Here is a 14,151-nt window from a genome sequence, read left to right as displayed (position 1 = left end):
TTCTTCCGATCGCTTCGCTTCTTCAGAACAATTCTGCCCGCTCCGCTGGCAACCGCCGTAGAGCTTCTATACGTTTTAGAGGTGTGTAAAGAAAAGAGAGAGTTTCGCAAAGCGTTTGCTAGCGTAACTCTCTCTTTTTGCATTTTTTATATATTAAGCTTTGAGAAGGGCTCATAGTACAACACTTAGTAGCCTTAATAAATCTGCTTTTCCTTCGCTTCCTGTAACCATGATGGGAACTCGTTAAGCAATAGTTCGTACAATTCATTGTCTTCCATAGATTCGATATCTTGAATTTGGAAGAAGTTAGCGTTATCTACCACACGGCCTTCTATATTGTCCAGCTTCTTTAATACGCCAAAATCGGATTCACCCACACCGATAAATTGCCAGAAAATCGGCTCTCCTGACGAATCAATGACTGCGTTGTCGATATTATCTCCTTTTCCACGCTTCACACCGCCATCATTAATAAAAATAACAAAGGCCGGATCAGAAGAGGGTTCTTCCTTGGTGTATTTGGCGATAACATCGCGCATCACAGGTGGCTCATCATTACGACCGAACTTGGGCAAATAATCATTGGACAAAATATGTTTTTCAACATAGTTGTCAACGTCATTTTCGGTAACGGACGGCAAACGTGAAAAACGGTGATCATACACCCATACGTCCAGTACACCATCATCATCCAAAGAACTCGCTACTGCAACAATTCGTTCCAACACCTTTTGAACAGTACCATTTTTGTACAAACTTCTCATAGATCCTGAAATATCGAGCACCAATCCAACTCTTGCAGTTACATTTGTTAGATTCTTTTTAGTCAGTACCAGTTGCGCATTCTTTTTAAGTAAAGAAATACTGCTCATGTTCCCCACGCTCCTCTATGATGTATACCCTAGCCCGTCTAGTCTACCATCTGCGTCGTTCGTCGCCTCTCAGGGGAAAGTCGCTCAATTCTCCGAGTTGGTCATGTGCAGCCTTATAAATGCGAAGAATAGCTTGTACCTTGTTAAAATCATTGTCTTCCGGGCCGAATCCTTCCATATACATTTTTTGAATGATGTTTTGGAAGAAATCTATACGCTCGCGAACGGAATCCTGCTCTATTTGCAGTACCTCTTCAAAGCTGTGTGTCTCAGCAAAATCAGACAGCTCATCAAATTCCTGTTCCTGATATCGATCTCCCCGAGTTTCGGGGTTGAGATCAATAGAGGTACGCAAGGTTGATAATAAAATATTTTCGCGCGCCAGCATGACATGAAAATCTTTGTTCTTAAACAGATCCGTAACGATCAGACGGCACATTTCCTTGTTCTGCAGTAGAATCCCGTCAAAAGGATGCAGCGTCCACACACCGTAGTTAAAAAATAAATTAAAATTGAAGCTACTGCTTCCATACTGATATACAATGTTGATTTTCGATTCGTCGATGATTTCAAATGAAAATTCCAGCATGCATTCTCCTTTGGGATTCCAATATTTAACTCTATCCTATCAGAAAATGCATGATTTTCAATAAAAAATTTTATTTCACAGAATCATTTAACTCCACAATTGAATCTGCTTTTTCGCTACTGACAGCTACGAGTAAATAGACAATCACACACCCTAAAATAAAGGACATCATACGCTCGCTCTCTCCTTTTGTCATTCGCTTTTTAAGAGTTTATGCACGAGAATGCTATGTATGTTCATCATGTCCTTTATTAGCTGCTGCCAAACCAAAAAAAGACGCCTTTCGGAGTCATCCTGGCGTCTTTTTCATAGATTGGGTCTATTATTCTACATTGTCATCAGTTCAAAAACGAGCTTAGACCCTCAGAGGAATTGCTATCCTTCAGCGGTTTGGATGGTTCTTTCCCTTCGATCCCCAGACGTTGGCTAAGGTTGGCATTAATTGCTGTCATTTTACTTGTATAATCGTGGCAGCTTTCAATAATCCGACGGTTTGATTTTTCAGACAGATCCAAAGCAGATACCAAATCACCAATCGCCTGATTCACAGCCTCCAGTGACATAGAAGGCTTGCTAAGCAAATCTGTCGTTCTCTCGGTCGTCGTTTTGAGAAGCTTCGCATTTTCCTTGAATTGATCTTCAATCGTACGGTTGGTCGCATCGACGGCTGAAATGATTTTATCCTGATCCGCCAGCGCCATCGCGATCATAGCCGATACAGTGATCAGATTCGATGTTTTATCAATCGCATTATTTACAGAATCAATCAGTTTATCATTATTATCATTAATAATATCCGTTGCTGCAATCGCCTGATTGTATAATAAAATCATTTCAGTCATTGACTGCGTACGAGTAACCACCTTGCGTAATCCCCGCTCCAAATGAGGCTTACGGTTTTCGTTTTCCGGCTTGGCAATCTCGGTCTCAAACAGTTCTTTCAAGCGATTACCAAAGGCAATCTTCGTCTGTAAATTGTAGATTTCTTCAATGGAAGCCTTCTTCAACTGTCTCATGCTGACGATGTTTTCTTCCAGATTATCCTTACCATCTCTCAAGGCAGTAATGATTTTCTCGATGTTCGTCTTCACCGACTGATACTTGTAAATGTAGTTTTTTAACGGGCTTTTACGCAGAAGCTTGCCAAAAAAGCTCATATTTTTGCTCTGCTGGAGCGTTTCGCATTCATCACGTAGCTTTAAGATCATATTGGATACCTCAGCCCGATCACCGGACATGAGGTCGTTTACCGGACGATCCAGCATTTTAAGGGTCTGCCCCGCACGTTCCTGCGTTTTAACCCCCAGCTTACCGATATCATCCATTAAAGTATCCAGGCTCATGACATCGCTTTGTGATACCTTCTGAATCAGCTGTGAAGCCTCCTCAGTCACCTTTTGTTCATCTTCTTTTTTCAATTCAGCCCATGGGGTCGCCATACGCTACCTCCTATTCTGAAAACAACTGTTACCCAAATCTAATCGTTGTTATTCAGAGCAGCTATTCTGCTACTTTTTTTATTTTCTCAAAAAATCGCCTACAATTCGGAACTGCTATATCGCTGGTGAATAAGCTCCGCTTTGCTCTGTAATTCCAGCAGATCCTTATGCTCCACCGTGGACACAATTACCGATATTTTGCTGTCCACATCCCGTAATCCGTTTAATAACGTCCTCCGGTTGGTCCGCTTCGCATCGCCGCTGAGCCGAAGAAACGGATTAATCAGTCCGTTCAAATCCTTCAAAATCAATCTCCGAACCGTATGATTCACTTCGCTGTTGTTCAGTTCATGCAAAAGCGGAATGACCCGCTGCAAACGTGCAAATAGAGCCAGCGCCTTCTCGACAATCTCGTTATCAAGCGCATCCTTCTGTCCCTCGGAGATCACCATATCCTCCAGTACCTCCAAATACTCCATCACCTGAGCAAATTCACTACTCACCTGATCTGGTTGACGTACTTGTCCTGTCATAGACTCCGGTCGAACGGCAGCTTCCTTTTCATGCTGCTGTGTCTCATCGACCTGCTCTTGCACCACCGGAATCACGGAACCGGTCAGATTGGGGCGAGGATGGCGAACAGCCATGATGGCGCTGTATCCTCCCAAACCAATGATCGGAATCGCCAAACACACAAACAGTGGCAACCAAAAACTTAGTAAAAGCGCAATCAGGTAGCTGACCACAGCAATCGTGGCACCCCACATTTTTGACGTCATAGCTTGTACCTCCTGACGTAAACCCTTACCATATTGTAGAAAACAATATTTGTGTGTGTCAATGTACGGATTTACGTATGGTGATTGGCTGCTCGATATGACTGGCTAAAATGTCGTATTGCGGATGAAGTGAACCGATCTCATGACCCAAAGCCGATTTCACCGCTAGATAAGGAAAATTGATACCCGACAAACATGATACATGAAGTCCTCCGGACATCCGCGGATTGATCTCTAGCAACTTGGCATGCTCGCCGTTATATTTTACCTGAATGTTATAATTGTACGGAATGTGATACGCCTCAGCGACCTTATGTGCCACCTCCAACAGCTCGGGATGCTGCTCCAGCAGCCGTAATCGTCCTCCTGCCTTCCTACGCGGAACTGCCGCTAGCAGCTTTCCGTTCCGGTGAGCCAGGCAGTCAATACTGTATTCGTATCCCTCCAGCAGCTCCATCACCATCAGATTGGGAAATGATTCTGTGGATGACAATACGCGATGTGCCTCCTCGAACGAAATATGATTCAGCGCATGGCCGAACAGCTCCTCCAGCGGATTACGTTCATTGTTAATGATACGAAAGCCCATCCCGCCTTCTGCATTACATGGCTTGAAGCATACCTTATGCCCAAGTGCTATTAACGACTCATAAGCCTGTTTAAACTGCTCGGCATTGCTGGCAATGGCATAATCGGGAATCGTGACAATATTCTTTTGACGAATGGATTCATAAAACATATCCTTTTCCATCAGTTGCTCCAGCAGTTCGGTATCTTGGCATACCATTACTTTTGTCCCAATATCATCGAACAAATAAAGATGCTTGCTAATATCGAGCATATTCCACCGTGGGATAAAGACATCAATTCCGTGCCGCCTGCAAAAATCAGCGCAAAACCGTGCGTACTCCACACCACTTGTGCGAGGCTCTACTTCAGCTACATCACTGGCCTGTAGCGCCATGTGCTGCGGATCAGAGTGCGTCGCATAGATCTCGAACGGAATACCGTCCTCATTGTTACGAATAGCATTCATATAATGATACGCCACTGAAAACCAGCGGTTAAAATACACCTTAACCTTCTTCACAGAGCCACGTCCCCTATCTATTCTGAAAATGAAGTTTGAGCTGCGAATACACTCCGGTGTATTGCATGAACATACGCCATGATTTCGTCCGCTGCATAAACCCCCGACACTTCTGTAAAACGGTAATTGACCTCCAGCTTATCCCGTAGCTGTTCCCGATACAATTCACCATGACGCGGAGCAATCGCATAATCGGCATAGTCCAGCAGACAACGGTCTAGCAAAGAGTCACCGGACGCAACCACGGCCCCTCCATTCGTGAGATTGCGGATGTGCTCCACGGCTGCTTGTTTATTCACGGCCGCAGGTACCAGATACACCTTACGACCTTGAATGGATACCTCCCAGCCCATTTCACGCATGATTCGCGCCTTCTCCAGCACCTGTTCCAGCGGCATACGATCCCGTTCAATCATGAAAGCATAGAATAACTCATCGCAAAAGCGCTCGTTTACCACCCAGTCTTCATGCAGCACCTGTCCGAACACCTGACGTGCTTCTTCCGCATGAGCACCATCACGGCGTACTTGTTCATGAATACGCCGATTCCACTCTCGATCCACCTCGCCTCCGACGATGATGTTTCCACCATTACTCGTCACGGCATATGCGGGAACCAACTCCGTCTGAAACACAGTGATTCGTCGATACTGTTCTATCGTCCGAGTTGTCACGGGCATAAACATCACATCTTCAGGCAGTGTCTTTAGCCATTGCAGGGCTTGTTCAGAAATAAAAGCCGACGTTGCCCCGTCTATCTGTTCCGCAGGCAACAGCCCAGGGGACTCCAGCGGTACGCCAAGCGAACGCTTGGAGTAAATCAGTGTCTGATCCAGATCACTTGCGTAGATCATTCTTGTCCCCCCTTGAGCGGCTTGATAATTCCGCAGCAGGAATAAGTCAATCCTTCAAATACCTCTACAGGCACTCCACGGTCCTTGGCCAGCAGCATAATATGCTGAAGATTCGGATTATCTTCGCGGTCAATCAGAATTTTCCATGGCACCCTGCGCAGCAGTACACGAGTCGTCTCCCCCACTCCGGGCTTGACCAGATTGATATCCCGAATACCAAATGCCTGCTGAATCGCCTCTATATCCCGTAAGCCCTGCCATGTCACCGCAGGCGGATTCAATGTCATTTGTTCTGCATATGCAACTGCCGTTTCAGCCACGTCTTGAAAGTACCCAGATATCGTATCCACAAACGTATTAGACTGATCCACTGACCGCCAGGATTCATAAAATTTGGCTCCATGGAAATCGTCCGGGCCTATAAGATCATCGCGTAATACCGTCCGACTCATCAAACCGGATACAGTCGAATTCAGACAAGCACTTGGGATCAAATAATCTTCTCGTGTACCGAAGGTCTCCGAACATCTGCCCGGATCGGCCAACACCGCCAGATCATCATTTAGACGCAACCCGTAATCCGCGTTCATCTCACGACAGGCCTCAATCAATACCTGGCGAATCGCCCCTTTCCCCGTCCAGCCATCGACAAACTGAAGTTCAATCCCCAGCCCATGCTGCTGTAAAATGTATAAAATCGCATTCCGGTCAATGCCTTTGCCACGAATAATAGAAATGCTGTAATGCGGCAAGGATACGCTATACTTCCAGTCAATATAACGCTTGATCAGGATACCAATGGGCGTCCCTGCTCTAGCCAGAGAAACAATCGCCGTGTTCAGGCCTCTTTTTCTCACAATCATCTCAGCCACAGAAGCTGCCGCTAATGCAACCTTTTTGGCAGATTGGGCAAGCGTTTCGTGAAACAGTGCAATATACTCTGCTGTGGGCTCGTATTCCACTGGTAGCATTTCTGAATAATGGACTCCCGACTGAATCGCCTCTTCACGATCCTCCGTCCCTTTTTCCAATGTAACCCGGCTCAAATCCTTCAATAAAAAAGTGACATCCGAGGCAGGATAACTGCCCAGCGGTTCGGGCGGATGAATGTTCTTCTGCTGTATTTGCTCCATAAGTGCTTGCTTCATATCCGCGCTCCTTTACTCTCCTGTCTAGTTAAACCGTTAAAATAAACAACATGCACTTTATCGCAGCCCAGACGGGTCAAAGCCTCCAGCATGGGGTTCATCCGCTCTGGGTCTGACTCCCTTTCCATCAAAACGAATATTTCGTCATACTGACCGGGGTCTACATTATAAATAAAATTGCGTACCGTACTGTCCTCAGGCGAAGGATATGTCACCCCACAAGCGACGCCATACCCTTCTTCTCGGTGGGGATACACCGGGCTGCGTGTCGTCGATTGAAAATACACATCCGGGCCTAACTCTGCTGCAATCCGCATTGGAATGTACATGAATTCCCCCGTGCCCATAACCAGCGTGCGTTGCCCAGAACGAAGTTGGTTCAGTCGTTCAGCTGTACGCGTGATTTCTGCATCCAATGCTGAATTGTCAGCGGATTGTAGACCAAAACGGCCTGAATATTTTAGATAAGGAGCTGTATTGGCATACCCGTCTGTTGACATGGAGCTGTGTACTACCCGTTCAAAACTTGAAGTATCCTTTTCAAAACGGTGGTCAATTACTCCAGAAGCGTCTTTATTAACCTCTGCCATGCTAGTGGCTGCATGTTCTGAGTGCCCAGCCTGTCCGGCATATTCTACGTGATCTAGGATCGGTACACCCTGTACCTCAATCTTTCCTTTGAGCAAGCTTAAAGGCGTAATCGTAATGCCTAGCTCTGCCTCCAGGTCAGTGAAAGCCTGCTCGTCGCTGTCTGTCCGCCAATCCAATAACGAAGCAATCATATACTGTTTACGCGGAAAATGCTCCTGAATATCCCGTATGATATTAAGCGTTGTTTTTCCCGTCGTAATTTCATCATCTACCAGCACAATCGGGCCATCTCCCGCAAAAGCATCTTCATCCAGTGCATAGCAACGATGATCAACAGCGTGCGAATGCTCTTCTTCAAACCGAATAATAGGCCGAAGGCCCGGAATATCCTCGCGCGTCGTATGAATATACGAGGCTCCGTCGTCAAACAACCGATACATGCTGTGTCCCAGTGCTGTAGCCGTCTCGGCAAAACCAACAAACTTGATCGGCTCTGTAAAAGCAAAAGCTAAACGCTCATCCATCAACTTTCGGTAGGCCTCTTTCGCATAGTCCGGGTCAAGAAGTCCTCTCACGGCCTCTCCTATCAGTTCATCCATCTGTTGTCCTGCTTGTGGGACAAGCTCCTTATATAGTAGAATCGCCAGCGCCGCACCACTGAGCAGAGAGGTGTATGGGTTTACCGGAATATGCTTGCCCAGCACCTTGCTGACAAATAAAAACGAACGCTTTTTATTGACCCGTGCCGCCATCGCAAACAGCTTGTCCACAGGAAGGCGGAATGGATTATGTGTCTCCGTAATTTTAACGCTGAACTGCTCCAGAATTGGCAGCAGATGTGTTTTCGTGGTTGGGTAAGAGACTGACAAAATGTTGTTGTTCATGTAACACCCCGTATACTTTTGATCTATTGATAATACGATGAGCCCAATTCAAATGCGGCTTAATTTCATTCATTTTGTTGGCATAGGTACTTTTGAATACACCCAGACTACCGTCGTTACGCTCAACAATTTCAAGTGCATCCATATACTCTTCATGTGTCACCGCATACATGGCCTGTACCGGTTTAATATGGGAGGGATGGATAATCGTTTTGCCAATAATCCCATTCTCTTTGTCCATCATGACTTCTCGAATCAGTCCATCTACGGCATCTGAGATGAAGTCCAACCGCAAGTGTCGTCCCGGCTTTCCAAGTGCATCTTCGAAAGGAGACACTCTTAATTGAGGTTTAAAGACACGTTCTCGGTGAGAGAAATATTCCCATACAGGACCGGAAATGACATAATTTGAGCCCACGCGTCCAAACAAGTTAATAATATCTGCGATGCAATCCCGAATGACGGCAATTTCATAAATCGTAATATCCGGGCTGCGTCTCAGTCCATACAGGCTGGAGAAATCAGTTGCCCCAATTCGTACATTGAGCACATATTCCTGGTACTCGTCCAAAATTTCTTTAATCGACAGTAGCTCATTCCAGCGGGTTTCCCGATAAATAATTTTGGAGCTTTCAAGAATCGGTAATCCATACAGCACAGGCATGTTGCTTTCGCTTCCTGCCCCTGTATGCATATTCCGGTTATATTCAGCAATGAGTGCAAAATACGCTCGTCCATTATCCGAAGAGAACTTGGGTAAGACAAAGCCCGTGAGCAGCGACAAAGATTCACCCAAACCGTTCAGTAGTCGTTCCAACTGCTCCACAGAGCGCACACGCACAAATAACAAAGGTAATTGCTGTTCACTCATCATCCCCGTCCGTACATAGGACAATAGTTGAAGCAGCTGCTGTGCCAGCGATTGTTCTGCCTGTCCGACCTGCTGATCCCCTATAGCATCCTCCAGATCCAGAATGACCGTTGTTAGTCCTTCATGTTTTCCATTTTTGATCTCTTCTGCTACTTCCGAGCGGGTCGCTGGCATGTACAAAGCCGCTCCTATCGCATAAGCCAATATACTTTTGGGAGAACGGTTATGAAACTCCAACGGTGGAGTATAAAAGATCGCTTCTACTTCCTCAGAGGTTAAATCATTAAAATATTTCAGGGCCCTTCCCCTCCTCTTGCTCTTTCTTGCCTGACTGAAGCCCTGTGCTTCGGGTATAAAAGAAATCCCCCCTTAGTTTCAGGAGGGATTTCGCTATACTTTGTACATTAAGCCTCTTTGTCGGCCTTTTTCTTTCTTTTCGCCGAGCTGATAACCATTGTGCCTACAAAGACAGCAATCAAAATGCCGAAGAATAAAACCTGCGACATATGAAAGCCAAAAGCAGCAGCCAGCATTTTACCCCCGATAATGGCGATCATAATAAAGGCTGTCTGTTCCAGTTCCGGAAATTTATCAATGAGCTTGAGGAACACTTGAGCAACACCACGCATCATCAGAACGCCGAGAATACCACCCAGGAACAGAACCCATACTTTCTCGCTCACACCGAAAGCGGCAATGACGCTGTCAATACTGAAGGCAATATCCATCAGTTCGACCATTAATACGGTTTTCCAAAAAGAAGTAGGTTTGTTTTTCACTTCTCCATCACCTTCGGACTTGAATAAGCCCTTATAAGCGATATAGAGCAAATAAGCCGCACCCAGTACCTTAATCAGGGTGAACTTAATCAGGAATGTACCCAAGCCGATAGCCAGGAACCTGAATATATATGCACCCAAAATCCCGTAAAATAAGGCTCTCTTCTGTTGTTCCTTAGGTAAGTGTTTAACCATAACTGCGAGAACCAAGGCGTTATCCGCCGATAAAAGTCCTTCCAGCAAAATGAGAGTTCCTATAATCCCCCAACTCACTGGATCAGTAAGCGTAGCTACAACATCACTCCATGAAAAGAAATGGCCGTAGTTTTCGCTGATATTTTTAAACAAATCATTCAACATGAAAAGAGTGCCTCCGATAATTCAATTTATTTGCTGCCCTGCGACCAGCGCATGCCCCAGTTATATGCCCGATCCAACTCACGATGACCGCCATAGAACTGCACGAGTCTTTCAATGCTGAACGTTTCATCGTTTACATTTTGAATCATGGCAATTGCACACATCCCTTTGCGATTGTCATGTTCATTCATGTGAACGATAATGTCCGGCCCATCCTTCTGGTACAGCGTGACTACCCCGTCCGCTTGTGACCAGTTCGTGACTCCTTCATAGATGAAGGTAAACACCAAAATTCGCTTAATTTCAGAAATTTTAGCACCATTAATGCGAAGATTTTCCCCTGTTTTCACAGAGCCTGTACGGTCGTCGCCATCCAGAGCAATGTACGGGAAGCGATTTAGAGAACCGAAAACTTCCCCGAGCGCCTGCACAACGCCTTTATCTCCGTTCTTCATCTCATACAAGCAGCCCAAATCCAGATCGACACCCTTGGAGCCGCGATTGAAAAAGCCCTTGCTTTGCTGCACCTGGTTCCAGTTTAGATTGATCAGGATTTCACCCAATCCGCCTGAGCCTTTTTTCAGGTTGATGGTATCGCCCTTCTTCTTCAGCTCAATTTTCCGCAGATTCAGATTCTCCGGTGTTGCAGATGGCTCTGGCTTCGGAGCAGGTGGTACTGGTGGCGGCGTTGGTGCTGGCCGAGGCGCTGGAGACGGAGGTGTAGGCACTGGCGTGGGAGGAGCCGGATTATTTTCCACTTCAATCCCAAAATTAACGCACAACGCATCCAATCCACCGGAAAAGCCTGCGCCAATCGCGTTGAATTTCCATTCCCCGTTATGACGATACAATTCACCAATGACAATCGCCGTTTCCACGGTAAATCCACTGTCCAAATTAAACCGCAAAACCTCTCCGCTAACCGGATGAGCAAAACGAATGAACCCACCTTGAACCTGTCCAAAATTTTGCCGTTTCTGATCCGCATCATAAATCGTCAGCGTAAACGCAATCTTCTCAATATTTGCAGGAATTCGCGTCAGATCAAGGGCAAATTGCTTTTTGTCACCGGACTGTTGTCCGTCTGAATAGGTGATAAAGGGCGTGGTCGGATTGTTATAAAAAATTAAGTCCTCATCGCCCGATACTTTTCCTCCAGGCCCCAGCAAAAATGCCGAAGTATCCAGCTCCAGAGACGCTGGGGACTCCCAGCCAATCCCTACGTTGACATGGGTCAGGCCCGGATTTGTTTTCGTCAAATCCGCCTTCTGTCCCTTTACTACGATAACAGCCATGATTGTGTCACCTTTCTGTCGGTTTGTCATGTGCCAGCGTACGCTAATGTAATAGCTTAAAAAGAAAGGGTAGCGCCCTATGGACACCACCCCAAGTGGATATTATTGAGCGTCCAAGCCATAGTTTTTAGCAAGCGCACCCAATCCACCAGCAAAGCCACTACCGATAGCCTGGAATTTCCAGTCCGCATTCTGACGGTAAAATTCACAGAATACGACGGCCGTTTCGGTGGAGAAATCTTCTCCCAAATCGTAGCGCAGCACTTCACGATCTGTTGCCGCATCTACCACACGTACAAAAGCATTGGACACTTGACCAAAGTTTTGCGCGCGAGCCTCGTAATCATAAATGGTAACCGTGATCCCGATACGGTGGATGTTCGCAGGAATCTTCGAGAAATCAACGATGATTTGCTCGTCATCCCCATCGCCCTCACCTGTTCGGTTATCGCCCGTATGAGTAACCGATCCTGCTCCGCCTGTCGGGTTGTTGTAAAATACAAAATCATCCGCTGCTTTGGCTTTACCGTCTTCATAAAGTAGGAAAGCCGAAGCATCTAGGTCAAAGTCTGCGCCACCACTGTATTTATTCGTATCCCATCCAAGACCTACAACGACACGAGTCAAGCCGGGATTCGTTTTGGTCAGATCAATACGTTGTCCTTTGGAAAGGCTAATGGTCATTCCGCATACCTGCTTTCGTTGTATAGATTTTTTTATGCCAAACCGTAATCGCGCGTCAATCCTGCAAGACCATCTTGGTAGCCGCTACCAATGGCATTGAACTTCCACTCACCGCTATGACGATACAGTTCGCCTACAACAACGCCTGTTTCGATTGAGAAATCTTCTCCCAGATCAAAGCGGACCAATTCTTCATTGTTTGCTTCGTTTACGATACGAGCGTAAGCACGGGACACTTGTCCAAAGTTTTGGCTGCGTTCTTGTGCTTCATAGATTGTAATCGTAAAAGCGATCTTTTCAACGTTAGCTGGCACGCTACCCAAATCAATTTTAATTTGCTCGTCATCTCCGTCGCCATCACCTGTGCGGTTATCCCCTGTATGAACGACAGAACCGTTCTCATTTTGTGGGTTATTAAAAAAGACAAAGTTCTTATCGGATTCTACTTTACCTTCCGCATTAGCCAAAAATACGGATACGTCCAGGTCAAAATCTTTTCCGCCATCATATTTGTTTGTGTCCCAACCGAGACCAACCGTGATTTTGGACAAACCTGGATTTGTTTTCGTCAAATCAATTTTTTGACCTTTGGATAAGTTAATTGCCATGAGTAAGAACCCCTTTTCACATTAAGTTTTGTATGAGTAACTAACATTACATATAACGCTGAGCCAGCACATCAATATGTACGGCATGGGTTCCTTCACCGATTGCAGCAAACTTCCATTCGTTGTTATGACGATAGAGTTCTCCACAGACCAGTGCGGTCAGCCCCTCATAATTATCAGATAAATTAAACGTCACCAGTTCCTTGGAATTAGCACCATCCAGAATGCGGATATACGCCTTCTCGATCATGCCGAAATCCTGTTTCCGGTTTACGCAATCATATATATTCACAACAACAAGCACTTTGTCGACATTGGCAGGAATACGTGCCAGGTCAATCGCAATTTGTTCATCATCACCGTCGCCTTGTCCGGTCAGATTATCACCGGAATGCACGACAGAACCGCATGGACTTTTTTTATTGTGGAAACACACTACGTTATCTGACTGAGTCAGTTTTCCGTTGGCGTCCAGCAAAATGGCAGAAGCATCACAATCAATATTGGGTTGCTTCTTGAAGCCAAAAAATCCTTTGGACTGTACAGGGTCCCAACCCAATCCTGCTATAACCTTGGTTAGTCCTGTGTTTCCCTTGGTCAAATCAATTTTCTGGCCCTTGACCAGATTAATTACAGCCACTGATTAACACACCTCCCTTCCGTAAAATTTACAGACTAAATTCAGACGGATTCAAACCAAGCGCGCCGCAAATCTCAGCCACAACTCGCTGCTCATTGGCATCAAAGTCACCATCAGCTGCGCCAATAGCGCTACATACGCCAACGACGAGTCGGCCTACTTCAGGCTTGCCATTCAATTTACCAATCGCTTTCAGTGCTTCCTGTTTACCGATTTGAGGTGAAAATTCAAAGTTCGCTACATAGTGATTGAAACGGTTAATGACCTCACCCATATCAAACACTTTCAATTCTTCACTGATATTTATGTATCCGGCCATTTTTGTTTTCTCTTCCGGACTAATCGTACCGTCAGCAAATGCTACTAATGCACAGCCTGCAACAACAGCTTCCATAAAATCTTTATTCTTAAATTTTTTAACTTGGTCTCCAAGTCCTTTTTTAGTTGTATTCAACCAATTTTTAAATGTACTCATGGTTACCTCCACAATTACGTATTTGAGTAAAATGCATCCTAGTTAATTTCTTCCTTTACTATAACCTGAATTACGATCTTTTTCTACAATAATATACAAAAATACGGTAAATACGATCTATTTATTATTGGTATCCTCTCTATCTTTAGCCCTATTTTCTACATAAAACTCTCTCTTCCATCATCCATCATTT

The 14,151-nt window shown here is 45.5% G+C and carries 15 protein-coding genes; all 15 read right to left on the bottom strand.

The window, feature by feature from the left end:
- Positions 1-194 precede the first annotated feature (194 nt).
- The gene (locus ACYCSE_RS14065; RefSeq protein ID WP_061831748.1) at positions 195-872 is read right to left on the bottom strand and encodes a vWA domain-containing protein; all 678 of its coding nucleotides are present in this window, start codon (positions 870-872) and stop codon (positions 195-197) included.
- A 43-nt stretch (positions 873-915) separates the two neighbouring features.
- The gene (locus ACYCSE_RS14060; protein ID WP_061831749.1) at positions 916-1,461 is read right to left on the bottom strand and encodes a hypothetical protein; all 546 of its coding nucleotides are present in this window, start codon (positions 1,459-1,461) and stop codon (positions 916-918) included.
- Positions 1,462-1,799: 338 nt separating this feature from the next.
- On the bottom strand, positions 1,800-2,900 hold the full coding sequence (locus ACYCSE_RS14055; RefSeq protein WP_061831750.1) for a toxic anion resistance protein: 1,101 nt from the start codon (positions 2,898-2,900) through the stop codon (positions 1,800-1,802).
- Between the two features lie 98 nt (positions 2,901-2,998).
- Positions 2,999-3,679: a hypothetical protein gene (locus ACYCSE_RS14050; protein WP_459698444.1), complete on the bottom strand. Its 681-nt coding sequence runs from the start codon at positions 3,677-3,679 to the stop codon at positions 2,999-3,001.
- Between the two features lie 58 nt (positions 3,680-3,737).
- Positions 3,738-4,769 (bottom strand): ATP-grasp domain-containing protein, encoded by a 1,032-nt coding sequence (locus tag ACYCSE_RS14045; RefSeq protein WP_459698443.1) that lies wholly within the window; start codon positions 4,767-4,769, stop codon positions 3,738-3,740.
- A 17-nt stretch (positions 4,770-4,786) separates the two neighbouring features.
- A complete protein-coding gene (locus tag ACYCSE_RS14040) occupies positions 4,787-5,623 on the bottom strand; it encodes an HAD family hydrolase (RefSeq protein WP_235307418.1) in 837 nt (278 codons plus the stop codon).
- Positions 5,620-6,771, bottom strand: coding sequence for a cysteine protease StiP family protein (locus ACYCSE_RS14035; RefSeq protein ID WP_250267542.1), 1,152 nt, complete (start codon positions 6,769-6,771; stop codon positions 5,620-5,622). Before ACYCSE_RS14035 ends, ACYCSE_RS14040 begins: the two co-directional genes overlap by 4 nt.
- Positions 6,768-8,114, bottom strand: coding sequence for a phosphoribosyltransferase family protein (locus ACYCSE_RS14030; protein ID WP_459702519.1), 1,347 nt, complete (start codon positions 8,112-8,114; stop codon positions 6,768-6,770). The genes ACYCSE_RS14035 and ACYCSE_RS14030 overlap by 4 nt, the downstream gene beginning before the upstream one ends.
- Positions 8,115-8,166: 52 nt before the next feature.
- Positions 8,167-9,354 carry an HpcH/HpaI aldolase/citrate lyase family protein gene (locus ACYCSE_RS14025; protein ID WP_061831755.1) on the bottom strand — a complete coding sequence of 396 codons (1,188 nt, stop codon included), beginning with the start codon at positions 9,352-9,354 and terminating at the stop codon, positions 8,167-8,169.
- Between the two features lie 167 nt (positions 9,355-9,521).
- The gene (locus tag ACYCSE_RS14020; protein WP_023987196.1) at positions 9,522-10,256 is read right to left on the bottom strand and encodes a TerC family protein; all 735 of its coding nucleotides are present in this window, start codon (positions 10,254-10,256) and stop codon (positions 9,522-9,524) included.
- Between the two features lie 26 nt (positions 10,257-10,282).
- Positions 10,283-11,551 (bottom strand): TerD family protein, encoded by a 1,269-nt coding sequence (locus ACYCSE_RS14015; RefSeq protein WP_459698442.1) that lies wholly within the window; start codon positions 11,549-11,551, stop codon positions 10,283-10,285.
- Between the two features lie 102 nt (positions 11,552-11,653).
- Positions 11,654-12,235, bottom strand: a complete 582-nt coding sequence (locus ACYCSE_RS14010) for a TerD family protein (RefSeq protein WP_023987194.1) — start codon at positions 12,233-12,235, stop codon at positions 11,654-11,656.
- Positions 12,236-12,267: 32 nt separating this feature from the next.
- Positions 12,268-12,843 (bottom strand): TerD family protein, encoded by a 576-nt coding sequence (locus ACYCSE_RS14005; RefSeq protein ID WP_013308970.1) that lies wholly within the window; start codon positions 12,841-12,843, stop codon positions 12,268-12,270.
- A gap of 46 nt (positions 12,844-12,889) precedes the next feature.
- Complete coding sequence (locus ACYCSE_RS14000) at positions 12,890-13,483, bottom strand: TerD family protein (protein WP_013308969.1); 594 nt, start codon at positions 13,481-13,483, stop codon at positions 12,890-12,892.
- 28 nt (positions 13,484-13,511) lie between these two features.
- On the bottom strand, positions 13,512-13,958 hold the full coding sequence (locus ACYCSE_RS13995; protein WP_160789139.1) for a tellurite resistance TerB family protein: 447 nt from the start codon (positions 13,956-13,958) through the stop codon (positions 13,512-13,514).
- Between the last annotated feature and the right edge of the window lie 193 nt (positions 13,959-14,151).

The organism is Paenibacillus sp. SEL1 (assembly GCF_054602535.1).
Note: the sequence above shows the minus strand (reverse complement) of the source record. Positions and strands in the feature narration are given on the sequence as shown.